The organism is Wolbachia endosymbiont of Rhagoletis cerasi (assembly GCF_018454475.1).
Taxonomy (GTDB): Bacteria; Pseudomonadota; Alphaproteobacteria; order Rickettsiales; family Anaplasmataceae; genus Wolbachia; species Wolbachia pipientis.
In genome coordinates, this window is the sequence record NZ_JADCNC010000006.1 from 1 (window position 1) to 25188 (window position 25188).

Annotated in this window: 24 protein-coding genes and 1 tRNA gene; 8 read left to right on the forward strand and 17 right to left on the reverse strand. The window is 35.6% G+C overall.

Annotated features, from left to right (window positions below):
• Positions 1–387 precede the first annotated feature (387 nt).
• The 10 genes from recJ to INQ25_RS01590 form a co-directional block, all read right to left on the reverse strand.
• Positions 388–2127 (reverse strand): single-stranded-DNA-specific exonuclease RecJ, encoded by a 1740-nt coding sequence (recJ, locus tag INQ25_RS01545; RefSeq protein ID WP_010962506.1) that lies wholly within the window; start codon positions 2125–2127, stop codon positions 388–390.
• A 60-nt stretch (positions 2128–2187) separates the two neighbouring features.
• On the reverse strand, positions 2188–2421 hold the full coding sequence (locus INQ25_RS01550) for a hypothetical protein (protein WP_010962507.1): 234 nt from the start codon (positions 2419–2421) through the stop codon (positions 2188–2190).
• Positions 2418–2621: a hypothetical protein gene (locus tag INQ25_RS01555; RefSeq protein ID WP_010962508.1), complete on the reverse strand. Its 204-nt coding sequence runs from the start codon at positions 2619–2621 to the stop codon at positions 2418–2420. The genes INQ25_RS01550 and INQ25_RS01555 overlap by 4 nt, the downstream gene beginning before the upstream one ends.
• A 570-nt stretch (positions 2622–3191) precedes the next feature.
• Positions 3192–4451 carry a cbb3-type cytochrome c oxidase subunit I gene (locus tag INQ25_RS01560; protein WP_213862950.1) on the reverse strand — a complete coding sequence of 420 codons (1260 nt, stop codon included), beginning with the start codon at positions 4449–4451 and terminating at the stop codon, positions 3192–3194.
• A gap of 34 nt (positions 4452–4485) precedes the next feature.
• Positions 4486–5781 carry a Na+/H+ antiporter NhaC family protein gene (locus INQ25_RS01565; protein ID WP_213862898.1) on the reverse strand — a complete coding sequence of 432 codons (1296 nt, stop codon included), beginning with the start codon at positions 5779–5781 and terminating at the stop codon, positions 4486–4488.
• A gap of 284 nt (positions 5782–6065) precedes the next feature.
• Positions 6066–8519 carry an endopeptidase La gene (gene lon, locus INQ25_RS01570; protein ID WP_213862899.1) on the reverse strand — a complete coding sequence of 818 codons (2454 nt, stop codon included), beginning with the start codon at positions 8517–8519 and terminating at the stop codon, positions 6066–6068.
• Positions 8520–8534: 15 nt separating this feature from the next.
• Positions 8535–9812 carry an ATP-dependent Clp protease ATP-binding subunit ClpX gene (gene clpX / locus INQ25_RS01575; protein ID WP_213862900.1) on the reverse strand — a complete coding sequence of 426 codons (1278 nt, stop codon included), beginning with the start codon at positions 9810–9812 and terminating at the stop codon, positions 8535–8537.
• Positions 9812–10438: an ATP-dependent Clp endopeptidase proteolytic subunit ClpP gene (gene clpP, locus INQ25_RS01580; RefSeq protein ID WP_038250016.1), complete on the reverse strand. Its 627-nt coding sequence runs from the start codon at positions 10436–10438 to the stop codon at positions 9812–9814. The genes clpX and clpP overlap by 1 nt, the downstream gene beginning before the upstream one ends.
• 11 nt (positions 10439–10449) lie before the next feature.
• Positions 10450–11784 (reverse strand): trigger factor, encoded by a 1335-nt coding sequence (tig, locus tag INQ25_RS01585; RefSeq protein ID WP_213862951.1) that lies wholly within the window; start codon positions 11782–11784, stop codon positions 10450–10452.
• 158 nt (positions 11785–11942) lie between these two features.
• A tRNA-Leu gene (locus INQ25_RS01590) sits at positions 11943–12024 on the reverse strand.
• Positions 12025–12164: 140 nt separating this feature from the next.
• On the opposite strand from INQ25_RS01590, the gene INQ25_RS01595 reads away from it, so the two are divergent.
• The gene (locus tag INQ25_RS01595; RefSeq protein ID WP_006279461.1) at positions 12165–12761 is read left to right on the forward strand and encodes a BON domain-containing protein; all 597 of its coding nucleotides are present in this window, start codon (positions 12165–12167) and stop codon (positions 12759–12761) included.
• 60 nt (positions 12762–12821) lie between these two features.
• Positions 12822–13751, forward strand: a complete 930-nt coding sequence (gene gshB / locus INQ25_RS01600; RefSeq protein WP_213862901.1) for a glutathione synthase — start codon at positions 12822–12824, stop codon at positions 13749–13751.
• Here the strand turns inward: gshB and murG are convergent.
• Complete coding sequence (murG, locus tag INQ25_RS01605; RefSeq protein ID WP_007549072.1) at positions 13736–14767, reverse strand: undecaprenyldiphospho-muramoylpentapeptide beta-N-acetylglucosaminyltransferase; 1032 nt, start codon at positions 14765–14767, stop codon at positions 13736–13738. The genes gshB and murG overlap by 16 nt on opposite strands.
• A 69-nt stretch (positions 14768–14836) precedes the next feature.
• Between murG and INQ25_RS01610 the strand changes: the two genes are divergently transcribed.
• Positions 14837–15229, forward strand: a complete 393-nt coding sequence (locus tag INQ25_RS01610) for a hypothetical protein (protein WP_006279962.1) — start codon at positions 14837–14839, stop codon at positions 15227–15229.
• Between the two features lie 5 nt (positions 15230–15234).
• Here INQ25_RS01610 and lpdA read toward each other — a convergent pair whose 3' ends face one another.
• A complete protein-coding gene (gene lpdA / locus INQ25_RS01615; protein WP_151807945.1) occupies positions 15235–16608 on the reverse strand; it encodes a dihydrolipoyl dehydrogenase in 1374 nt (457 codons plus the stop codon).
• Between the two features lie 549 nt (positions 16609–17157).
• On the opposite strand from lpdA, the gene INQ25_RS01620 reads away from it, so the two are divergent.
• Together INQ25_RS01620 and INQ25_RS01625 are read left to right on the forward strand one after the other, a co-directional pair.
• Positions 17158–17301, forward strand: coding sequence for a hypothetical protein (locus INQ25_RS01620; protein ID WP_213862902.1), 144 nt, complete (start codon positions 17158–17160; stop codon positions 17299–17301).
• Positions 17302–17450: 149 nt separating this feature from the next.
• A complete protein-coding gene (locus tag INQ25_RS01625) occupies positions 17451–17804 on the forward strand; it encodes a TrbC/VirB2 family protein (RefSeq protein WP_213862903.1) in 354 nt (117 codons plus the stop codon).
• A gap of 9 nt (positions 17805–17813) precedes the next feature.
• Here the strand turns inward: INQ25_RS01625 and INQ25_RS01630 are convergent, their stop codons facing one another.
• From INQ25_RS01630 to INQ25_RS01645, 4 genes are all read right to left on the reverse strand, one after another.
• Positions 17814–18851, reverse strand: a complete 1038-nt coding sequence (locus INQ25_RS01630; RefSeq protein ID WP_213862904.1) for a pyruvate dehydrogenase complex E1 component subunit beta — start codon at positions 18849–18851, stop codon at positions 17814–17816.
• 240 nt (positions 18852–19091) lie between these two features.
• Positions 19092–19355: an ATP-binding protein gene (locus INQ25_RS01635; protein WP_246484059.1), complete on the reverse strand. Its 264-nt coding sequence runs from the start codon at positions 19353–19355 to the stop codon at positions 19092–19094.
• Between the two features lie 180 nt (positions 19356–19535).
• Positions 19536–19748, reverse strand: a complete 213-nt coding sequence (locus INQ25_RS01640) for a hypothetical protein (protein ID WP_213862905.1) — start codon at positions 19746–19748, stop codon at positions 19536–19538.
• A gap of 71 nt (positions 19749–19819) precedes the next feature.
• A complete protein-coding gene (locus INQ25_RS01645; protein WP_246484064.1) occupies positions 19820–20353 on the reverse strand; it encodes a hypothetical protein in 534 nt (177 codons plus the stop codon).
• A gap of 155 nt (positions 20354–20508) precedes the next feature.
• Here INQ25_RS01645 and INQ25_RS01650 point away from each other — a divergent pair, with 155 nt between their 5' ends.
• From INQ25_RS01650 to INQ25_RS01660, 3 genes are all read left to right on the forward strand, one after another.
• The gene (locus tag INQ25_RS01650; RefSeq protein ID WP_264373821.1) at positions 20509–21774 is read left to right on the forward strand and encodes an MFS transporter; all 1266 of its coding nucleotides are present in this window, start codon (positions 20509–20511) and stop codon (positions 21772–21774) included.
• A 249-nt stretch (positions 21775–22023) separates the two neighbouring features.
• A complete protein-coding gene (locus INQ25_RS01655; protein ID WP_246484060.1) occupies positions 22024–23637 on the forward strand; it encodes an ankyrin repeat domain-containing protein in 1614 nt (537 codons plus the stop codon).
• A gap of 23 nt (positions 23638–23660) precedes the next feature.
• Positions 23661–24707, forward strand: a complete 1047-nt coding sequence (locus tag INQ25_RS01660) for a hypothetical protein (protein ID WP_246484061.1) — start codon at positions 23661–23663, stop codon at positions 24705–24707.
• 71 nt (positions 24708–24778) lie between these two features.
• On the opposite strand, the gene INQ25_RS01665 is transcribed toward INQ25_RS01660, so the two are convergent.
• Complete coding sequence (locus INQ25_RS01665; protein ID WP_209472967.1) at positions 24779–25186, reverse strand: nucleoside deaminase; 408 nt, start codon at positions 25184–25186, stop codon at positions 24779–24781.
• Positions 25187–25188 lie beyond the last annotated feature (2 nt).

Genomic DNA, 25188 nt, shown 5'->3' on the forward strand with positions numbered 1-25188 from the left:
GAATCGCGGTATGACGGTTCGCGGCGGTATGACGGTTCGTGGCGGCGTGACGATAAGCTCGTCATCCCGCTGCTTGTTAGCGGGATCTAGAGATACCGCGAATGAATCGCGGTATGACGGTTCGCAGTGGCATGACGATAAGCTCGTCATCCCGCTACTTGTTAGCGGCTAAGAGATACCGCGAATGAATCGCGGTATGACGGTTAAGTAGGGTGTCATCCCAGTGTCACGCACTGGGATGACATTATAGGAGCACTGGGATGACACCCTCTTGGATGGAAATCAGTGTCAGATAATTTCATGACACCAGTTGTTGTAAACTCACTTTTTCTCGATTTTTTGGTTTATCTTGTCTACCTATTTTGCCACTCTGCTGAACAGATACACTCAACTAATGGTCAATACATCTTCTATTAAAAATTGTACAAATTCATTGCCATTCCAGTAATTCATAGAGATTTTACCCAAAATAGCTTTAACATTACCCTGCATGATAGCAGAGCCAAGATGAGTATTTGCAGAACGAAATGCAATAGCTCTTACCATAACATTATCATCAGCAATAAAACATTTTATATGGTCAACTCCTATAACTTCAGGCTTTCTTATCTTTGCTCCTTGGATAATAAACCTTGGTTCAGGATTTCCAACTCCAAATGGTCCCAAGCGTTGCAATTGATTCCATAAAGACAAATTTATTGCTTTAGCAGTTACTATACTATCAGCTTTTAAAGTTTTCTCATTTATAGAATTTGAAAATCTTTCAGTAAAAAAATCATGCAAATCATTTATTTTGTCTTCTTTAATTGAAAATCCTGCCGCCATACTATGGCCACCACCTTCAATAATCAAATTTATAAACTTTGCGGAAAGGACTGCAGCACCGATATCAACTCCCAAAATTGATCTACAGCTTGCTTTTCCTATTCCATTATTTAAAGATATCACTACTGTTGGCAAGTGAAACTGCTCCTTTAGCCTTGATGCAATTATACCAATTATTCCCTGGTGCCAATTGCCACTTATCATTATAAAATTCGCACCTGATTGGGCAGACTTTTCCGCTTGTGCTGTAGCTTCCAAGAGAGCCTCATTTTCTAACACTTTTCTTGCATTATTCAAATCTATTAATTTTAGCGCGATTGAATGTGCCTCTTCATCATCATCGGTGGAAAGCAACCTTGCACCAAGCGATGCTTCTCCAATTCTTCCTCCAGCATTTATGCATGGCCCAATACTAAACCCTAATCGAGAAACACTTGGTTTTTCAAGGATTCCCAAAGCATCAAATAAAACACGCAAGCCAACGTTTTTTCTTGTTGACATAACTTTTAATCCTTGTGAGACAAGTGCTCTATTGAGGCCTGTGATCTGCATAACATCACAGACAGTTCCCAGGGCAACCAAATCCAACAGATCAAATAAATCTGGTTCTTTTTTGTTGGTAAAAAATCCTTGCTCACGTAGGCTTTTATTAAGAGCAACAATTAGCAGAAATGACACTCCAACTGCTGCTAGGTTATTATAAGGAGAGCTCTCATCAAGGCGGTTTGGATTCACAACTGCTACGGCGCTTGGTAATTTTTCCGTACCAAGGTGATGGTCAACAACTATAATATCAAGACCAAAAGCCTTTGCATCTTCTATTGGTTGATATGCAAGCGTACCACAATCAACGGAAATACATAAATCAATTCCATTCTTTTTAAGTTGTAATAAAGCATCTGTGTTTAATCCATAACCCTCATCAACACGATCTGGAATGTAGATTATAGAGTGTATATCGATTGCTCTCAGGTACCTGTTAATCAATGCTGACGACGTTGCACCATCAACATCATAGTCACCAAATATTGCAAGGTTTTCATCATTTTTTATTGCCCGTATTATACGAGAAACAGCTTTATCCATATCAAGAAGGTGAAAGGGATCTGGTAATAGCGATCTGATTAGTGGATATAAGAAGTCGCTTGCATTTTCTATGTTAACACCACGAGTAACCAATATTCTTGCTAATATTTCTGGTAACTCAAATCTCTGTGTAAGAGTTAAGATTTGCCTTTGATCTGCTTCTTGCAACTTCCACAATGCATTTGTTATGCTGCGCTTTTCAATTTCAAGTAGCATATTCTTTCTTTGTAAATAAAACTACTTTACCAGAATTTTTAAGCTTGTTCTATAATTGTATTAGACTTCTGCATAACCTAAACTAAGTAGAAAAAAGGTATCATCTAAGTAGCTGACACTGGTCTCCATCCAAGAGGGCAGTAGCCCCTTCGGTGTCATTCCAGCGCGTGACCAGGTCTTTTTAGCTATCATAGGATGACAGAAGCAGACACTCCACTTTGTCGTTCCAGTGCCTCCTTTTTTTGTCATTCCAGTGCCTTGACTATTTGGATCCAGGAAAAAGAATGGTGTCATCCCAGTGCCCCTATGATGTCATCCAAGTAGCCTCCCTCTCCTGTCATCCCAGTGCTCCTTTTTTTGTCATCCGAGTAGCTGACACTGGGATCCAGGAATTTTATTAAGTTGGTAAGCATAAAAGTGTTATGTAAAATACAACGTTCTTGATGGGATTGCGTGAAATGCTGGATCCCAGTGTCTGGGCACTGGGATGACAAAGGAGGACAGTGTCAGCTACTCGGATGACAAAAAAAGGAGCACTGGGATGACATCATCCTTTTTTTGGGGTTCCAGCGTCACGCGCTACCTTCCGTATAAATATTAAAAAATTTACCAAATGAAAAAAAAGGCAAAAGAAGCCCCGTGGTTGGCTAATTACTTACATTATACTTTCAAGTATGGCGTTTTTTTATTCTAAACGCTTAATAACCGCGATTTAGTTGCTTTTAAGCCGCAACTAATCTAAATTATAAACGTTAAGAAATTTACTAAACAGAAAAAAAGGCAAAAGAAACCCTAGGGTAGCTAGTTATTCACTATCCATTTTTTAAGTTGGCGTTTTTTTATGTTTTAAATGCTTTATAAGCGTATTTCAGCTTGTGTAGGTAAAAACCTAGAAATTTGATAAAGACATAAGGTGCACATAGTGCAAAAAATTAAACATGAGACGCCAAATACGTTGAGTTTTTTTGTCATTTAATCTGTACAGAGAAGATAAATAAATAGCTTCAGTTTCATGATAAGGGCGCTAGCGGAGTTTGTCAAGTAAGTTTTTTCGTTTCTATGGGTCAGTTGGTACGCGCTTTGCCTTTTAACAGATGTAAAAGCACAATTATTACGAACAACATTCCACCAACAACTGATATAGCGCCACCTATAATGAAGCACGTGCGTGCTAACATTGACGAAATGCTTGGCAGATCTGCAACCTTCCTTAAAGCACCATATCCACCAAGCCACACAAGGCCAGTGATATGGAGAAAATGCCCTATACTGTAGGCATAAATCTGTAATCTTACCATGGAACTTTTTATCTCTTTAAAGTTTAATTTAGGTAACATCCAGTAGACAAAATTCATAAAAGCTATAGTGATACCAACTACAGAACCATGGTAATGAGCGGGAATCGTGACATTACCTTCAATAGTCAACACTCCGAGCACATCTCCATAAGTGAACAACAAAAATGAATGTAATAAATAGTTGCTTTTATCATTAATAAAAGTTCTGATGTTGTAGCACACTAATATTATCAAAAAGCACGGCAAAACTGCTCCAGCAATCCTCATATGCCAAGTAAAAAACTGTATTAACTTGGCACTATCAACTGGATAAACAAAATATACAAACGGTGCGCCTACAGCTAAAATCGTGTTTATAAATAGTGGTAAAATAGTAATTTTACTGTTTGAAGCTAAACTAACATCACCAGAACTCAGCATTATTAAATACACTAAAAACATTCCTTGAGTAAAAGCAAACTGCAATAAATGTCCGCCTCCCCAAAAGAGATATTCGTAAAACAAATTCTTATCTGAGTGATATAGACCTGGAGGCATATTATTATATGCTAAAACAAAGCAAAGAAATGACGATACAAGTATAATAACTAGCCCAATTTGCCCAACAGAGAGAAATGAAACCTCTTTTTTTGATGTGTATGCTAGCATTGTATTTACTAATATACTGGCAATAAATAAACTGAGTCCAAGTAAAAATAATTTGTTTTGTAATACGGGAATATAGTTACTTTTGATAACTTCAGTGTTTGGAACGAATGCAGATACAAACATGAGCAGCATCGAAAGGGTTGATAGAACCCATGAAAAGTTAAACCAACTATTGGTATTTTGTAGGTTTATGATAAAGAGCAGAGATATTATAGAGCACATCCACACTAAAATTGACAAGTTCACGTGTATTACCAGCGCATTATCAAAAATATATTGTGCAGAAGGAACAAGAGAGGAGATAAAAGGCAATCGTAGAAAAATAACAATTATTGACAGTAACCCAGAGCAAGCAAGAGCACATACTGCCAAGAACATCCATTTTCTACAGAGCGGAGCGTTGTCTTGTATATTAAGCACAATCTTTTTTCTCAATTTTGTTCAATACAATATATAACACTGCAATAATACCTAAAACATAGCAATAGTATACGTGTGGCACGACTGCCAAAGGTGAAACTCCAGCAATAGTGCTAGCCAAAAGCAATTGAGCGCCATACGGTATTAATCCTTGAAATACACAAGAAAATATGCCTAGCCATGCTGCACTATAGTGAGGCGGTATTTCATATTTCTTAGCAATATCTCTAGCAATTTCACCACTAAAAATTATAGCGATGGTGTTATTTGCAAGTAAAATATCAAATATGCTGACTATTTTTGCAATAAATAACTGCGCTGTTTTTTGTCCACCACGTTGTATCATAACCCAAGATGAAAGTTTATCTGCAAACTCCTTAGAATTTTTACCTACCAGTCCTGAAAGCCCGCCAACCATCAATGACAGTAGCATAATTTCATGCATACTCATAAACCCCTTAGTGATGTTTTGGCTTAAAAACAATAAACCATAATGGTTGTTATTTATAAATCCAATGATTCCAGCAAAAGTTATGCTTAAAACCAATGCCGTAAATACATTTATTCCAAAGTTTGCAAGCAATATAAGTATTATGTAAGGAGTCACAAGCAATAAAGAATACTCCTTAACTGAAATAGTAGCACTATTGCTTGAGCTATAAAATAATATAATTATTGTGAATATAGAAGCAATTAGTGCCACTTTTGCATTCAGTTTTAATTTTTTCTTTATATCAGCCTTTTGAGACATCACAGATGCAATTGTAGTATCAGAGATAATAGATAAATTGTCGCCAAACATTGCTCCTCCTACAACAGTTGCAACTCCTAAGGAAGGAGAAATCCCAGCTTGTGTCAGTTCAACTGCAATAGGAGCAATTGTTGCAATGGTGCCCATTGATGTACCAATAGCAGTGGAGATGAAAGCTGCTACAAAAAATAATCCTATGAGTAAAAATTGTGTTGGTATAAATGAAAGAGCCAAATTAACTGTGGCATCAGCACTACCGATTGCTTTAGTTACTTCACTGAATGCACCTGCAAGTAAAAAAATGATGCACATAGTGATAATATTACGATCTCTTACCCCATCTAGAAAGGCATACATTTTTTCTTCAGTATTGCCCTTGTATAAAACCCAACCCAGAGCTATGGCAGGAACAATGGCTACTAGTGGAGATAACTGATAAAAAGCATTTGACACGCCAAGAACAGTAAAATATATGCCGCTTCCTACAAAAAGAAATAGGAACAGTAAAATAGGCAAAAAATTTGTAAAATAAAACATACCTCAGCTCTGATAAACGCAAATCAACTATGATATAATTTATATTATTATAAACCACAGTTGGCACCTTGACCAATGTTTTTCTAGAAAGCAATCTACCAGAAAAGGTTTCCATGAAAAGGACTATTATAATATATCATCTACTTGAATTAAACTGGGAGATAGAATAAGTAAAAAATATGAATGACATAACAACAAAGCAAGTCATATCCTTATGGGACACACAAGTTGGTGGGTTTTTGCCGGATAAAAAAGAAGTGGAGATTGTATAATACCTTCTTAATCTAATGCTTCAATGTTTCCGACATAGGAAAAGTATCATCTTTATTTTCTATAGAGGAAGGCACACTATTTTGATTATCATCACCATTAATTGGAGTAGTAGGGTGCATTAAAGCAACTTTCATAACTTCATCAATATTCTTAGCAAAAACTACGTTGATCCCTTCTTTGATGCTTGCCGGAATTTCTTGCATATCTTTCTCATTTTCACTTGGTATAATCACAGTTTTGATTGATCCTCTGAGCGCTGCAAGCAATTTTTCTCTCAAGCCCCCGATAGCTAAAACTCTACCACGCAATGTCACTTCGCCTGTCATAGCAACATTTTTGTTAACTGGTATATTTGTCATAAGAGAAACAATAGACGTACATACCGCGCCGCCAGCAGAAGGGCCATCTTTTGGTACAGCACCCTCAGGTACATGCAAATGTATATCATTATTTTGGAATTTTTCGGGCTTTATACCAAAAAACAAACAATTTGATCGAATATAACTATACGCAGCTTTTATAGATTCTTGCATAACCTCTCCAAGCTTTCCTGTGTATTTTATTTCTCCCTTGCCCGGAATTAGGACTGATTCTATCATCAAAATATCACCACCTGTTTCAGTATAGGCGAGCCCAGTTACTATTCCTACTAAACTCTCATTTTCCGCAATGCCAAAGGTATATTTACGTACCCCTAAATAATCTTGTAAATTGTCAACCCCTACGGATATTTTCTTATTTTTATCAGTCAATATTTCTTTAACTGCCTTTCTCATGAGCTTTGCAAGCTCCCTTTCCATACTCCGCACACCACTTTCACGTGTATATAAACGTATCAACTCGTATAACGCCTCATTAGTTATGTCCCATTCCTTCTGATACAAACCATGCTCCTTCTTTAACTTCGGAATAAGGTGGTGTGTAGCAATACTGATTTTTTCATCTTCAGTATACCCGGACAATTGTATAATTTCCATCCTATCACGCAAAGGATGTGGTAAATTTAAGCTGTTTGCCGTAGCTACAAACATTACACTTGAAAGATCAAACTCAACTTCCAAGTAATGATCCGTAAAGTGTTTATTGTGCTCAGTATCTAAAACCTCAAGTAATGCAGACGCAGGATCGCCACGCGAATCAGAACCCATCTTATCTATTTCATCAAGCAGAAAAAGCGGGTTGCATGAATTAGCTTTTTTCATGTGTTGAATGATTTTACCAGGCATTGAGCCAATATAAGTTTTCCTATGCCCTCGTATCTCAGACTCATCACGCACACCACCAAGAGCTATGCGAACAAAATCTCTTCCTACTGCTCTTGCCATAGACTTAGCTAAAGAAGTTTTACCAACACCTGGTGGTCCAACTAAGCAAAGTATAGGACCTTTTATCTCTTTTACTCTTTTTAATACCGCTAAAAATTCTATTATTCTATCTTTTACTTTCTCTATGCCATAATGATTTTCATCTAAGATTTTCTTAGCTGTATTTAAGTTAATTTTTGCATCTTTGTACTTTCCCCATGGCAACTCAAGCAACCAATGCAAGTAACTAGATATAACTGTAGCTTCAGGAGAAATGGGATTCATTTTCTTGTATCTCTTCAAATCAGTTATAGCTTTCTCTCTTGCTTCCTGAGAAAGCTTTGTTTCATTTATCTTTTTTTCAAATTCATTGAGTATATTCCCTTCATCACCATTCTCAAATTCACCTAATTCTTTCTGTATAGCTTTCAATTGCTCGTTAAGGTAGTAAACTTTCTGAGTGCTTTCAACTTGCGATTTAATTGTCTTATATAAACGGTTTTGTGCGTTCAAAATACTCATTTCTCTCTCAATAAAAGCAAAAGCTTTTTTTAAACGCTCTTCTGGGTCATAAGCCTCAAGTATACTTTGTTTATCTGATACTTTTATATTTAAATGTGAAGCTACCGTGTCTACAAGTTGATCAACTTCTTTGATTTGATCAATGGAGTTAATGGCAACCTCGGGCTGATTTTTCTTGTTTAGCTTACACCAGCTATCGAACGCGTCTACAACAGACCGCCTTAAAGCTTCTAAATCAATATTGTCTTCATCTTCTTTATAATGATTGTCTAACTCTACCCTGGCTTGTAATAAAGTATGAGAGCTAATATATTCTACAACTCTTCCCCTTCTTATCCCCCGGATTATAACTTTTACTGCATTGTCAGGTAATTTTATTAACGGTTGTACAATGCTTGCTAACACACCTACTTCATAAAGATCTTCAGGCTCTGGATTATCAACAGAGCCATCTTTCTGTGCTACAAGAAAAATCTCATTTTGGTGATTACTACTACTTATTGCATACTCTAGTGCATTAACAGATTTTTCTCTGCCTATGAATAAAGGCACCATTATATTTGGAAAAATTACTACATCTCTTAAAGGTAATACTGACAATGCAGCAAAACCAGAGCTCACAGTACGTTCAATGTTCATAATATATGCCTCAAATTAATCATTAACCGTTATAACATTGCCATTATTATTATGATTAACCGTTGCTTTTCCTAACTCTACCATTTTCTTAGTGATTACTATAGTGCTACCTTCAAAGCCTCCATTTCCGGCTGTATACATAATGTCAAGCAAAAGTGACTCTAAAATAGCACGTAACATTCTTGCGCCTGTTTTATAGCTTATAGCCTTTTTAGCAATAGCTGATATTGCTTCATCTGAAAACTCAAGGTTTACTTTGCTAAACGCAAGCAATGCTTTGTATTGTTTTATTAGCGCATTTCTTGGTTCTGTCAAAACATGTATTAAATCTTCATGATCCAGCTCATCTAAAACAGCAGTTATTGGAACCCGCCCTACAAATTCGGGTATTAAACCGAATTTGATTAAATCTTCAGGTTGAACATCATGTAAAGCATTTTTTTTCTTTTGCTCTTTAGACTGACTTATATCTGCTCCAAAGCCAACTGATGTTCCCTTTTTTCTCGCTTCAATAATTTTATCGAGGCCTTCAAAAGCTCCTCCACAAATAAACAGTATGTTACTAGTATCCACTTGTATAAACTCTTGTTGTGGATGTTTTCGCCCTCCTTGTGGCGGAACATAAGCAACTGTACCCTCCATAATCTTAAGCAGAGCTTGCTGGACCCCTTCACCTGAAACGTCACGGGTTATTGAAGTGCTTTCAGATTTTCTTGTGATCTTGTCTATTTCATCTATAAACACTATACCACGCTGTGCTTTTGCAACGTCATAATTTGCAGCTTGTAATAAACGCGACAACACGCTTTCTACATCATCACCCACATAACCTGCCTCAGTTAAAGTTGTCGCATCAGCCATAGCAAATGGCACATCTGAAACTTTAGCAAGTGTTTTGGCCAGCAAAGTCTTACCAGAACCAGTGGGACCAATAAGCATTATATTTGACTTCTCGATTTCAATATCACTTATAGCATGAAATTGTACCATGGATTGACAATGGTTATACATAGCTACAGATAAAACATGTTGCGCATGTTCTTGACCTACAACATGCTTGCTAAGAAAATTTTTTATATCCTCAGGTTTCTTTAGTAATAGCTTCATATCAGATATACGATCTGAATTAAAAGATCTATCTTTCTTTTGACTTATTGCTTTATGGGATAATTCTATGCACTCATTACAAATAAACACCTTTAAACCATCCGAAGAGTTAGTAATCAATTTATCTACTTCATCTTGCGCCTTGTTGCAAAAAGAACAGTAGTGTAAATCATTATTATTATCCATTAACCCACCTTTTGTTTAACTTTAGTATTTTCAATTTCAATATCTGTACGCTCAGCTATCACCCTGTCAATTAAGCCAATTTTCCTTGCTTCTTCAGGATCCATGAATTTATCTCTTTCCATCATTCCTTCAATTTTCTTCAGTGAATTTCCAGTATGTTTTTCATAAATTTGATTTAGTTTTTTCTTAACTCGCAAAATTTCATTAGCATGTATTTCTATATCAGTTGCTTGACCATGATAACCACCAGATGGCTGATGTATCATAATTCTTGAATGAGGTAGAGAGTAGCGCTTACCTTTTGTACCAGCTGCAAGCAATAAAGAACCCATAGACGCAGCTTGACCTATACATAAAGTTGAAACGTCTGGGTTTATATACTGCATTGTATCGTAAATCGACAAACCAGCAGTTACAACACCACCTGGTGAGTTAATATACATACAAATGTCTTTATCGGGATTTTCCGATTCTAAAAATAAAAGCTGTGCTACTATTACGCTAGCCATGTTGTCCTCAATAGGACCTGTTACGAAAATTATTCTTTCTTTCACTAGTCTTGAATATATGTCATAAGCGCGCTCACCGCGACTAGTTTGTTCAACTACAATTGGTATAAGAGTCATACCTTTTCCTATTAAATATTACCAAACAATTCCTTTAATTCTTTCACAGAAATAATCTGCTCTTCTTTACTAACTTTTTCTATTATATAATCTGTCACTTTATACTCAAGCGCTTGCCCTCTAACTAATTCTTGAAATTGTTTATTTGATTCAAAATGCTTAAGTACTCTGTCAAACGGTACATCCTTACTGACATATTGATTTACAATAACATTCAAAACATCATTTTGAGTTAATGATATTTTATGTTCTGCACTAAATTTCATAAATAACATAGCAAGCTTTACACGTTTTTCAGCTTCTTTACGAGAATCATTTTGAGCACCCAGTTCTCCTTCCATTCTTTGTTGCTCCTGTTTTACTATGTCTGTGGGTAAATCAAAACTATAATTAGCATCCAAATAATCAAATAGCTCCTTTTTAATTAAGAAATTTATCATTTCAGTGCACTGATCACCAATCATTTGTTTTGCATGACTTATTAGCAAAGAATAATCTTTAAAACCAATACTCTTAGCTATTTCATTATCATTTTCAAAATCTTTGGCAACCTGAATCTCATTAATTCGCACAGAAAAATCAGCTTCCTGTCCTGCAAGGGAAATGGCTTGGTAATTTTCAGGAAATTTCAACTTAAAGTTCTTTGTTTCTCCCTTTTTCATACCAGTTAATTGATCTTCAAAACCATTAATAAATGTGCCAGACCCTAAATTAACGGCAAAATTTTTGCTACTTCCACCCTGAAAGAGCTTATTCCTAATCCGCCCTTCAAAATCAATTATCAATTTATCCCCATTTTTTGCTTGATAAGAAGCATCATCAACAGAGGCGAAATTGGGGAATTTTGTTTTAATAGAATCAATAAATTCTTTTATATCTTCCTCTTCAATCTTTGCTTCAATTTTCTTTAAGTTTATTTTGTCAAGATCTATCACTGGTACTTCAGGCATCGACTCAAAAGATAGCTTGTATACAAAATTGCCCTCCTCATTTTCTTTGTCCAGATCTGGTAATGATATCACATCAACCTTAGGATAAATGTGAGACTTGACTTCAATTTTTTTCATCAAATCACTTGAGCAATAATCAATTGTATTATTTATCACATATTCCAAAGCCTCGTTTTTATAATTTGCAACAACAAGGTCATAGGGCATCTTTCCAGCCCTAAATCCAGGTGATTTTGCATTTTCTGCTATCTCTTGCAACCTGGAATTTACCTTTTGTTTTATATAATCACTACCAACTGTGATTTCATACTCATACTTTAGTTTATCTATACTAAGCTCTTTGTAGGTATATACGCTACTTACTTCGACTGTATTTTGAGGTATATTATTAGACATCATAATTCATTTATTAACATTTTAATTCATATCTTAATAGAGTCATTTTACCAGAATTTAAGTTAAACACAATCCTTAAGAACAGGTTTTTACACAAACAAAAGTGTATTTAGTGATTATAAATTTTCCCTTAAAACCTAAGTTACATGACTTTAAAGTGCGGATAGAGGGACTTGAACCCCCACGAGCAAGCTCACCAGGACCTAAACCTGGCACGTCTACCAATTCCGCCATATCCGCAAGAAATTTTCAGTACCCTATTATAGGTATTCCATTAAAAATATTCAAGGTTTAAAGTCTTACTTAATTTATGGTATTTACACAATCAAAAAAGCTTATTAACATTTCTTAATGAAAGCTCTAAACCCTGAAAATCAATAATGAGATTAATAACAAGCTTCTTACTCGCAATTTTTTTGATTACACAAAGTGGTTGCACAACCCTTATAATAGGTGGTGTGGTGGCTACAGCGACAGCAACAGCAATAACAATGCAGGACAAATCCTTGGGAAATATCATTGATGATACGACTATGGTCATCAGAATTAATAAGGGGCTCTTAAAACATGGGCTATTTTCATCCATAAAGGTTAAAGTAAGTGAAGGAAGAGTATTGCTCATTGGAAGTGTTGACACTCCTGAAAAACAACTTACAGCAGAAAAAATAGCTTGGCAGCAAAAAGAAATTAAAGAAGTGATAAATGAAATAAGAGTAATACCAATTCAAATGGCTTCCATGCTAGACACCACTGTAGATGGCATGATAACAGCGGAAATAAGAACAAGACTCCTGGGAAAAAGAAATATTAAGTCAATTAATTATAGCGTTAATACGGTTGATAGAGTTGTTTATTTGATGGGTATAGCCCAAAATAAAGCGGAATTAAAAGCTGTAATAGCAATTGCAAGAAAAGTAAAGGGAGTAAAACAAGTTGTAAGTTATGTACGATATAGGTACAGTAAGTTACGCCATTAGGCAAAAATCGCTTTCAAATTATAACATTTGTACAATTGTGACAATAGGTAGAGAACATAAATGAAAGTTGCCTTTCAGATGGATGAAAATATAAATTTTGAAACTGACACTACATTCGTGCTAATAAAGGAAGCACAAAGGAGGAAGCACGAAGTTTTTGTCTATGCTCCTAACAATTTAGCACTAAAGCTAAACCATCCAATTGCTCTGGCTCAGAAAGTCAGCGTTGATGATTTTAGTTTTATCTCTAAAGAGGATGTAGCAATCAACTTGAATGAAATGGACATCATATTTATCAGACAGGATCCACCCTTTGATATGCGTTATATTACAACAACATATATCTTAGAAAAAACCAGCGCATTGGTAATTAACAATCCAACAGAAATAAGAAATTGTCCTGAAAAATTGATAACTTCATTATTTCCAGAGCTAATTCCGCCAACTTTGATTACTGAAAATATATCAATGATTAGAGATTTCTACTACAACTATCAAGATATTATTCTGAAGCCATTGTATAGTTATGGAGGAAACGATGTGATAAGAATACAAGATGAGAATAGTATTCAAGTAGTAGTGGATCTCATGATAGCAAAATACGAATGCCCTGTGATTGCACAATCATTTTGTAAAAACATAGATAAAGATAAAAGAATATTGCTACTTTATGGCCAACCAATTGGTGTAATGAAACGAATTCCAAAAATCAGTGGAGAGATCAGAACAAACATGCGACTTGGAGCAAGTTTTGAGCCCGCTCAAATGAACGATAGAAACAATGAAATATGTAACAAAATTAGTCCTGAATTAAAGAAAAGAGGGCTAATATTTGTTGGTATTGATATTATAGATGACTTCCTGCTCGAAATTAACACAACTTCACCCACGGGAGTAGTTTATATCAATAAATTGTATAATATATCGCTAGAAAAGGATCTTTGGGACGTGTTTGAAGAAAAAGCAAGCAGCCATCAACTAAACCTGTGAACAATCACCTTAACAAACTCAGTAGTCCCATTCTTTATCCCTGTTTTTTCTGTACTATTGGTCATATCACGCAATTTTTGAGAATTATTTAATAGATCAAATAGTACCTCTGTTAGATTTTTTTTTGCTTCACTATTCTGCTTAACTATTATAGCTGCTCTCGAGTCTTCAATATATTTTGCGTTATAAAATTGGTGATTATCTTTTGAGTAAGGGTAAGGAATATATATAGCAGAACGCCTAGCAAGAGTGATCTCTGCTATTGAAGTTGCTCCTGCTCTGCTAATTACCAAGTGAGCATTGGCCAGTCTATTCTCCATATCATCAAAAAATTCACTCAATTCACAATCGATCTTTTCACTTTTGTATAGACTTTTGACCTTGTTTACATTTTTCTTCGTACATTGCTGCGTCACTCTAATTTTCTTTTTCATTTTAATAGGTAAATCACAAATTACGCTGCTTACTACATCATCAAAAAAATTTGCACCTTGGCTGCCTGCTATGACCAATATATTTAGGATTTTCTCAGTGCTAGAATGGCTCTGTGCTTTTATATCAACAAAATTTCCTGTAAAAATACATTTATTGCCCTCTGCATATTTAGTCTCCGGAAAGCTGGTTGCAATTAATTTTGCACTCTTGAAAAAGAATCTATTTACTCTCCCTAAAACTGTGTTTTGTTCATGTAAAATTATAGGTATAGAAAGAACTCTTGCTGCAAGAAGAGTTGGAAAAGAAGCATAGCTACCAAAACCAATGACCGATTTTGGTTTTAATTTTCTTACTTGATACAGTGCTAACATAGAGCTGTATATCAAGAAAAGGAAAAACTTAAATTTGTTGCTGCTTGGTCTACGTAATGGTAAGGTGTAGCTTTCTATGTCGGTATTTTTATTTGTTTTTTTATCAGTGAATAATATGCAATTGTATCCTTGTGTCTTTAGTGCTTTTGCTAAAGCTATGGCCGGAAAGATATGCCCACCTGTGCCACCTGTTGCTAAAATAATATCCATCTGTAAATAATAAATCCTAGATTGTTAACTGTTATTTAACAATTTGCACGTAGAATTTTATTAAGCGTTATGATAGTTGAGTTAAAAATGCCTAAAAGTAATAGTAAAAAAGAACCTAATGAGAAAAATAAACCTCAAGAACAAAGAGAAGGCAGAAGCGGAGGTTTTTTAGAACTGCTAAAAAATATAATAAAAATTCTTTTCAATTCGGTCGTTGACCTACCTGAGCACGAGCAGCATAATAAAATGAAAAGCACTAATCTACAACAAGGTTTGGATACTAAAGGAAAAGGCCCAGAAGATCTTCATCCAAAGGCAAAGCTTGAAGTTAAAGAAGCAGCTAAGGGATTGAAAGAAGAGTTACAGAATTCTGATGCTGGTGGTAATCAATCTATTGAAACTAAAGTGCCTAATCAAACTACTACTCAAGACATTGACAACTCTAAAACGATGGAACGTTAGTTCAACTATTTAACATCTGCAGCAAGCACTGATTCATGTATCATCTCTGAAATGGTTGGATGAGGAAAAATCGTAGATTTTATGTCGAAGTCTGTTCCTTCTAGTTGCTTTGCAAGAGCAAAATTGCTAATTAACTCCGTTACTTCTGCACCTATCATGTGGCTACCCAGAATTTCTCCGGTTTTTTTATCTATAATCGTTTTCACTAACCCTTCAGTTTCACTGAGTGCAACAGACTTACCATTAAAGTTAGAGTGAAATTTTCCTATTTTTATATCATACCCACCTTTTATTGCCTGTTCCTCAGTAAGGCCGATGCTCGCTATTTGTGGATGAGAATAAGTGCAATTTGGTATGCATTCTTTTTTTAACGCATGAGCATTTTTACCAGCAATCTTTTCAATGCAGATCACGGCTTCATGGCTCGCTTTATGTGCTAAACATGGTGGGCCAGCTACATCACCTATTGCATACACATTTGATTCACTAGTTTCATACCATTCATTCGTTTCAATAAAGCCAGAAGGGCTTAATTTAATTTTTGTATTTTCTAAACCTATATTTTCAATATTTGCTTGAATTCCAACCGCAACAATCACCCTCTCAAATTCTTTGCTCTCACCACTACTTAGTAGCACTTGAGCAGAGTCTTTACTTTTAGTAAGAGCTTTTACGCTACTGCTTGTATATATTTCTATCCCCTGTTTTGTGAATATTTCTTGTGCTAAATCTGAAATGTCCTTATCCTCCAGCGGCAAAATAGTGCTCTTTATCTCTATGATTGTTACATCAACACCCAAAGTACTATAAAAACTTGCAAATTCTATTCCAATTGCACCAGACCCTATAATTAGTAGCGATTTTGGTAATCTCTCTGGAGTCATAGCGTGCTGCGCATTCCATATTAAATCTCCATCTGCCTCTATTCCAGGCAGATTCCGTGCCCTCACGCCTGTTGCTAAAATGATATGCTTGGAAACAATTTCTTGTTCTTCCTTATCGCTAACGACTTTTATAGTACCATTGCCTGCAAGTTTACCAAAACCTTGATGAACTTTGATATTATTTTTTTTCATCAAATAAGCAACACCGCTTGACAATTTATCAACAACGTTTCTTGAATATTTCACTATTGATTGTATATCAAAATTCGCTCCCTTTACTTCTATACCAAACTCTTTTGATCTTTTTATTAGCCTATAAACCTCAGACGCCCTAAGTAGCGATTTTGTTGGTATACATCCCCAATTTAAGCATATACCGCCTAAATTTTTTTCTTTTTCTACAATTGCAGTTTTAAACCCAAGCTGTGCCGCCCTAATTGCCGCTATATAACCACCAGGACCGCTACCTATAACCGTAATATCATACTCATTCATCAGTTTTCTTCGTATTCAAAAAGATTATATATAACAGATGGAACCCGTATGATCAATATTCAGGTAGCTGACAGCATAGAAACAAAAAAACTTCCTTGACAAACTCCGCCAGCGCCCTTATCATGAAACTGAAGCTATTGTATTTGCTTTCGCCAATCTGCAGATTAAAAGGTAAGGATTACTTAATGTATCGGCGTCTTATGTTCAATTTTTTGCAGTATATAGATACTGTATGTCTTTACAAAACTTCATCTACATCTAGATTTTTATCTAAATAAGCTGAACGCGCTTACAAAGCGTTACAAGACATCAAAAAATGCCAATACTCGACAGAGATAGTAAAAGACTAGCTAACTCGGGGATTCTTTGTCTTTTTTTCTGCTTAGTAAATTTCTTAAACATTTGCAGCGTAAGTTAGTTGCAATTAAAAGCGGCTGAATCTCGCTTGTCAAGCGTTTAAAACATAAAAAACGCCAATATTTTAAAGCGGATAATAACCCCAGGGCTTCTTTTGCCTTTTTTTTCCATTTGGTAAATTTCTTAATGTTTATGGCTAAACAACAACCGTCATCCCGCTGCTTGTTAGCGGCTGAGATACCGCGGCGGTATGACGTAGGACTGCTGTCATTCCAGCGCGTAACGCTGGAATCTAGAAAAAAGAAAATGGATCCCAGTGTCTGGGCACTGGAATAATATCGTTTACTATGTCTATATTACAATATTTGTGCAGTTGTGTATCAACTACTTTTGTGGCACCGTTTGTTATTCAATCTTTATGCTAGTTTTACTAAAAATTATAGTATTTTAGATATAATTACAATATCTAAGTTTAAGGTATAGAGATGAATCCTACAATCAAGAGAATTTTCAATATTTTTCTTATAGTATTATTTATTTCTTTTTCTCATGTTGGGAGTGCTGCTGCTGACACTAATGCTGACACAACTGCTCAAGTAATATGTAATATTATTGGCTACGTTTGGGGGATAGGCGGACCGCTTATGACCGTAGTGATAATAGGTGCAGCTTTGCTTGCGATATTTGGTAGAATGCCATGGCCAGCTCTTTTTGCACTCGGTGTATTTTGTGCTGTATTTTTCGGTGCTAAAACTATTGTGACAAAAGTAATGGGTGGTATAGGCGGCACTGGAAATACTTCTTTGATGGACCAATGTGGAGTGGACAAAAAGAAATAGATCCTTTTGTCAATAAGTTGCTTTCTTTATCGTATTGGAAATTAAAACTTGTTTTTTTCTAAAACAGACCTGATGCACCGCTTCAACTATATCTTCCACTTGTGGTAATGCTTTTTTTTCTAGATTTGTAGCATAAGGTAAGGGGATGTCCTTGCCAGTTACGCGCATAACTGGAGCATCAAGGTAGTCAAATCCTTGTTCCATAACAACGGCTGACAGCTCTGCTCCTATTCCTGCAAATGGCCATCCTTCTTCTACACTAACTAACCTATTAGTCTTCTGAATAGAGTTAATAACAGTTTGAGTGTCAAGTGGTCTTAAGGTTCTGAGGTCAATAACTTCAGCTTCTATACCTTCACCTGAAAGTAAATCTGCTGCATTTAAGGCATCCATTAATTTTAATGAGAAAGCAGTGATAGTTACATCCTTTCCCTCTCGTATAACAGCAGCTTTGCCTATCTCAAGTAGATAATCTTTATTTGATAGCTCAGAGTCAGAAACTTCATGTTCATGTCCGTAAGCTATTTCGTTTTCTAGAAATATTACCGGACTCAGGTCACGAATTGCAGCTTTAAGTAGACCTCTGCAATCGGAGGCAAAGTAAGGTGCTATTACTTTTAACCCCGGTATATGTGAATACCAAGATGCAAAGCATTGAGAGTGTTGTGCAGCAACTCTTGCTGCAGCGCCATTTGGTCCACGAAATACTATAGGGCATCCAAGTTGTCCGCCTGACATATAATTTGTTTTTGCTGCGGAATTCACAATTTGGTCAATAGCTTGCATAGAAAAATTAAAAGTCATAAACTCGACTATTGGCTTTAATCCAGCAAATGCCGCTCCAACAGCAAGGCCAGCAAATCCATGTTCGGTAATAGGCGTATCAACTACTCTGTTTTCTCCAAACTCTTTCAGTAATCCTTTCGTTACTTTATAAGCACCATCATACTCTGCAACTTCTTCACCCATGATAAGCACATCAGAGTCGTTTTGCATTTCTTCTCTAATTGCTGTGCATAAAGCTTCTCTTACACTTAAGGTTGCCATTTATAAACTTTTATAGACTTTAACTAAAGTAACTATATCAGAATTACTGGGGGTAAGTAAAGTGTACAAATTAAGTTTTACAAACATCATGACCAACTCATTCCAAAAAAAAATCTTCTCACGCTTGCTGTTTTTTGTTGCTGGAAATGGCTGGATTATTTAAGCTTTTAGTAATGTATGTTGTTAAATTAATAGCAATTTATTTGGAAATAACAGAAAAATTTATGATAGTTTTATACTCTAAATAGAATAAGATACTTCTGTCTGTGTCTCCACGTTTGAAACTAACCTTATTCTATCTCTTTCTTGTTCTGGACTTAACCTGTGAAGCGCGTAACTGAAATCTTCCTCACTCACTATAAGCCGTCTTTGCGCACCAGCGCTAATTTTTGCTTCATTCACTAATTGCTCTAACTCAGCCCCAGAATAGCCTTCAGTCTTGTCTGCAATGTCTTGGAGGCTTAGCTTTTCATCAGTTTTTGTACCTCGCATATAAAGTGCCAATATCTTTTGTCTCACCTCTATGTTTGGATTAGGGACATAAACCTTCTGACCTAAACGTCCAGGTCTAATAAGTGCTGGATCTATATTATCCCATAAAACCTATCTTTTTTCCTTAACTTAATGGCAGTGAGACTTGGAATATCTTCGTGAACTACATTTTCCTCATAACAGATTAGGTACTTATCCCCAGTTGGTGTCTTCATGCCTGATGAATTTTGCATTTCGGGTGTCACGTTGGATAGCGAGTTTGACTATCGCTATATCTTCCTCATGTTCAATCGCTTCTTGTATAAACCCCTCTGCTAGCTCTTGAACTGATTGGTTTTTCACTTTAGCCAAGCGAGTAAGATTCTTTAAAACTTTTTCGCTAATGTTAATACCTGAATCTGCCATATGTTTTACCAAAATCTACTACTATAACAATTTTACAACATCTTTCTAAATTTTTCAATAAAAAAAGCAGTTTACGTAGGTACTTTCCACCCATTTCCAGCAGTTTTTTCTTCTTCTGTTTCTTCCATTTTAAAGCCTGGTTCTTCATGTGTATCAGTCACAGGTTCTTTTTCTGCTTGCATTATTTTACCTGATATGTACTCCTTAGCTTGCTCAGCAAGCTCGATTACAATAGCTACTCCAATTGCAGTTGCAATCAGAAGTACTGGTATTGTAGCTCCCATAGCTAACAAAGAACTAACTGTAGTTGATAAAGAATCTACTTTAATTATTGGAGTCAAGCCACATGCAACAAGGCCAACTCCGGCTGCAACACTTCCAATAAACAAGCCAGCTAGACACGCAGTTTCTTTTAATGTTAACCCGCTATGACGCTCATATGGAATTGGATACAAAAGAATTGTTATGAAAGCTGCAATTAATGGCACTACATAGATGGCTCCAACAGTTCCGCCTATTATCAGAGGTGAAAGACTAGTGAAACTTAGTAAGAGACCTATTAAAGTGCCTATTATAGCTCCTATTATTGCTGCCACGCCCAGCATCGCTAAATAAATTGTACCCACCATAACTTTGTCCCTATGTTAATAACATTTTAGTTTCACACACCATAATAAAAAAGTCAACTCCATATGTTTAGGTTGTAAAATCCCAAAAAGCAGCCAGAATAGAATAAGCAAACATTTACGAATTGAATTTAGTGCAAACAAGGGTGTTGATATCAACCATACTCTGCAGAATCGCAATATGGTATGACTACATGCTTTTTATTGATTTGATTAACATAATCAGCAGAGAGTTTTGTTTTGCAAAAGATGTCTACAGTAACATACTGCAATTATTTGGAATTGTAGGGCTAGGTGCAATTGTAAGGCCACTTGGTGCATTCATATTTGGTCACGTTGGTGACAGGTATGGAAGGAGGATAGCATTAATAATTACTATCTTGCTAATATCGATACCATCAAGTCTCATTGCATTTATTCCAAGTCACAATCAAGTAGGTATAATTTCTACTATATTGCTTCTTGCAATCCATATAACACAAGGAATTGCACTTGGTGGTGAACAAGGAAGTTCTGTTTATCTTATAGAGCATTTATCCAGTAGGAAAGAGAACTTAGGGATGTATTTTGGAATGATGGGTTTTGGTCGCTCCATTGGCGTCTTGCTTTCTGCGGTGATAGTGATTATCTGCAAAAAAACTACTGATTTTTGTACCTGGGGTTGGAGATTGCCATTTATTTTCTCAGCTATTTTAGGATTAATTAGCGCGTATAGCATATACACATTGGGAGAAACTCCAGCATATGAAAAAAATCGAAAACAAAGAAATTTACCTGATTTGCCAATAATAGAGCTTATAAAACGCCACAAGAGAGCTCTTATACTTGCTATTTTAATATCTGTACCTGTTAATGTTGCTGTTGGATTTACCATATTTCTTCGAACTCTCGCAAAGGAAATAGCATCAGTGGATGTTTATGTAACAACATATATCAACGAAATTGTATTGATTATAACCAGTGTATTAATGCCGATATCTTCAATAGCGTTTGGAATGTTGGCTGATAAAGTTGGAAAAGAGCGCACTGCAATCTTATTTATAGCAATTACAATGGCACTGTGTTGTCCTGCGTTATCTATTGCATATTACTATAAAAATTATCTTGTGATTGCGTTGAGCGTAATGGTTCTCTCTATAATAGAAAGGGGTATAGTTCCCATAGGAATAGTTGCATCTGAACTCTTTCCTACCAATGTTAGATTTAGTGGTGTGAGCTTATCACGCAATATCTCTTATGCGTTACATGGAGGATTTACTCCTATGGTTTGTATTTGGTTGACTGTAACATTTCCTCAAACAAACCTTGCTGCTGGGCTTTATATAGTCTTCTGCTTGTTGATCAGTGTGGTAGCAATATTGCAAATAAAACCGCAAGATAAGAAATTTGATTGGTCTTAGTTTTCTCTTAAGTGTGTATTCTCCTAAGTTGAAAAAAGGTGTGAAAAATGCGCTAATCTCGCTAAATGAGAAAATTTTATTGCGGAAAAATTAGAACGATCAAAAACACATGCCATGATAAACTTTTTTATGCGTAACACTAATTTCTTATTCTATTCGTCTAAAAAAACAGTATTTCCAACTGTAAATTTAAGTCTTTACAAGCGTCACAAATATAGTATGATATAAGTTAGGCTTTATAGAGGGTATATGACAACAAATACAGAAAATAATAATAGAATTAATATAGTACGTGAACAAGCAGGAAATGCTGTTCATTCAGATATTGCTTACTCAGAAAGAATACAAAAATCAGTAGAAAATGAAGCATTGTGTGATGCGTGGTCTAATTTTGAGTACTTTGAAGATGTGTTGAGAATAAAAAACAGCACCGATAGGGAAAACAGAATTAAGCAGCTTATCAAGGAAGATTTAGATATAAATGCTACAAAAAATGGCAAAACTATTCTAGACGTTGCTATAGAAAAAAAATGCTCATCAAAAGTTATGAGTTCATTAATAAGCAATGGCAGTAGGATTGATACTATAGATGCTAGCGATCGTACTGTACTGCATAGATCTGTTAGGAATGAAAATAGAAAAGTTGTTGAGTTGTTTTTAGAAGCTAATGAAAAAGAAGTGTCTCAGTACCTGGTAGCAAGGTTTTTGCCATTGTCTATGTTATATCAAAAAATAGAAGTAAATGCTAAGGATAATGATGGTTGTACTGCTTTGGATTATGCTCAATATGGCAGTGAAATGTATAGCTTGCTGCAAAAATATGGAGCACAACATAGTGAAAAGTTTTTATACTCACGCAACCTTAATATAGGGGAATTAGATTTAAATAAACTTGTTTCTGACCATAACTACTGCTTTGATGTGCTTACAAAAGCATTAGAGATTGAGGACAGATGCGAAAAGGAAGAGGTTATAGATTGGTTGCTAAAAAATGGTGCTAACATTAATGTTAATAAAGGTGATCAAGCCCTACTGAGTGTTGCAGCTGAAAAAGGTGATGTTGAAAATGCTGTGCTATTGCTTGAAAGGGGAGCACATGAAGGAGTAAATTCTCAAGATGCTGAAGGAAGAACGTTATTACTAAATGCAATTATTCAAGATAAGTTGGGCCATGCAAAATATCTCATAAAACAAAGAGTTAACGTTAATATACCAGATAATAATGGAAATAGCTCACTACACTACGCTGTTGTCAATTTTATTAAGCAGCGCTTAATTGAATGTGATGAAACCTATACAGCTAACGCTACTTTTTATGATTTTCTTAAGAATGGTGCAGATCTCTATATCAAAAATCATGATAACCTTACAGCATTTGAATATGCTTTTCACGCAAGAATAGCTCCTAGGGAAGCTGTTTATTTATTCAAGCTATATATAGAAAGAGGTGATCAGAGTGAAAACATGCAGTTAGTAAAAAATTTCAAATTGCCTTCTGGTGAAACACTATTGGAGTATTTTTTCAACAATAAATTATTTGATAGTGCTCAATCTTGTATAGATCTAGGAGCAAATGTTTCGCATAATGGGTCATCTTTACTGATACAAGCTCTTCAGAATCGAGATATAGAAGGTATCGGGTTTCTTTTACGAAACAGAGCAGACATTTCAAATAACGCAAACATTTCAAATAATAAGAAAAACTGTAAGTTGTATTTCCAAGTAGCGGTTGGATGTGTAGCGATGTTTTCGCTTGGTATGGGAGCTGCAGCCACGTTTACTCTAATTAAAATGTCTCCGCTAGTGTTAGTAATAGTAGCTGTGACCTTCTTTTTGACTGCAATAGCATCTATGTTAACATAAGTCTAGAAGAAGCAGCTAATGATTTGTTTAGCGGGTTATCAACTATAGCAGAAAGAGGAGCAGAAGCAGGTGCACTATACCTGGAAGTAAAGGAAAAGACTGAAAGTGTAGCTAAAAAAATGACATCCAAAAAGGAATTAATTGAAGCAAGATTTCAAAATATACAAGAAAATTTCATTAATAAGTTAAGTAATTTTGAAGAACTTCAAGGTGCCAGAGATTCTAGTACTTTAAAGAAATTCTATGCTGCTGTTAAAGATGTTCTAAAGATACGCTCCAGCATTCCTATTTCCAATTTACATCTATTATCGCTTGTTTACCATTTATCATTGGAAGTATCATATGCTATTTTTCAGGCAATAACTGATCCAACTCTTGGAAGTACAATTTTAACTGCCATAAGTGAAAGAAAATTGCCTGAAGATAAGCAGTGGGCTAAGGTATTAAAAAATACAGTACCAAACTTAATAAGAAATCAAGAAGTTGTGCGGAATGTTATAGTACCAACTCTTACTGATATTTTAAAGAGCCTATCAGAATCAAGAGAAGAAAGAAAATTTATAATCTATACTCTGGCCTGCCTGAAAGAAGTGATTGATGAAGTTTATACGACATCGGTACAAGAGTCATTGTATAGGATATTAGGAGTAGAACTTGCAAATAGTCTAAATGGTATGGTACAGGCAATAAGTAACCTATTAGGCTGCTATGGACACGAAGAAGTAGAACGTGCAAGAACCGCAAATGAGTTAGATTACAGAGTAGGTAAACTTACACCTGAAGAAACGCAGCAATTCGTTATAAACTTAGGAGAGAGAGTAGGATCTCTCAGGGAGTTTGAGGGTCGAGTTACAAATAAACAGTCAATTAGTAAATTGATAGATTATTGTTTGGACCCAAAACTGAATGATAGGGAAGCAGCCGCAACACTATTAAATTATATACTCACATGTACTGAAGATGGTCGTTATTTGGCCGCTGAAGCTGGTACTAATAATAATTTATCTAGCAACTCTAATGTTGTACTTATTACGCGCGTGGCAGCAAATCGATCTGCACAGTTAGACTAGAGGCGGCTATATGGAAAAAAGTGAAGATAGTTTCAGAGATAAGCAAGCAAATGACAATTGATAGACTTAAACTATGTTCTCAATTTCTCAAAAAAATCCTTTAACAAAAAAGAGCATTCTGTTTCTAATATCCCACCATAAACTTCAGGTATATGGCTGCAAAATTGAAATATCTTAGCACCATTTTCAATTCCTCCACCTTTTGGATTATAAGCTCCAAAGTACAATCGTTTAATTCTGGCAAAGGAAATGGCTTGAGCACACATCGGACATGGTTCTAATGTTACGTACATATCAGCATCACAAAGCGTGGGAGTTGAAAATGCTTGTCTGATCGCTAACATCTCTGCATGTGCAGTTGGATCGCTGGATATATTGTGTGCAGAAGAAATGATATTGTCTCCACTCACTATTACAGCACCTATGGGCACCTCATCATTTTTTTGAGCGAGTTTGGCTTGCTCTATGGCAAGCTCCATAT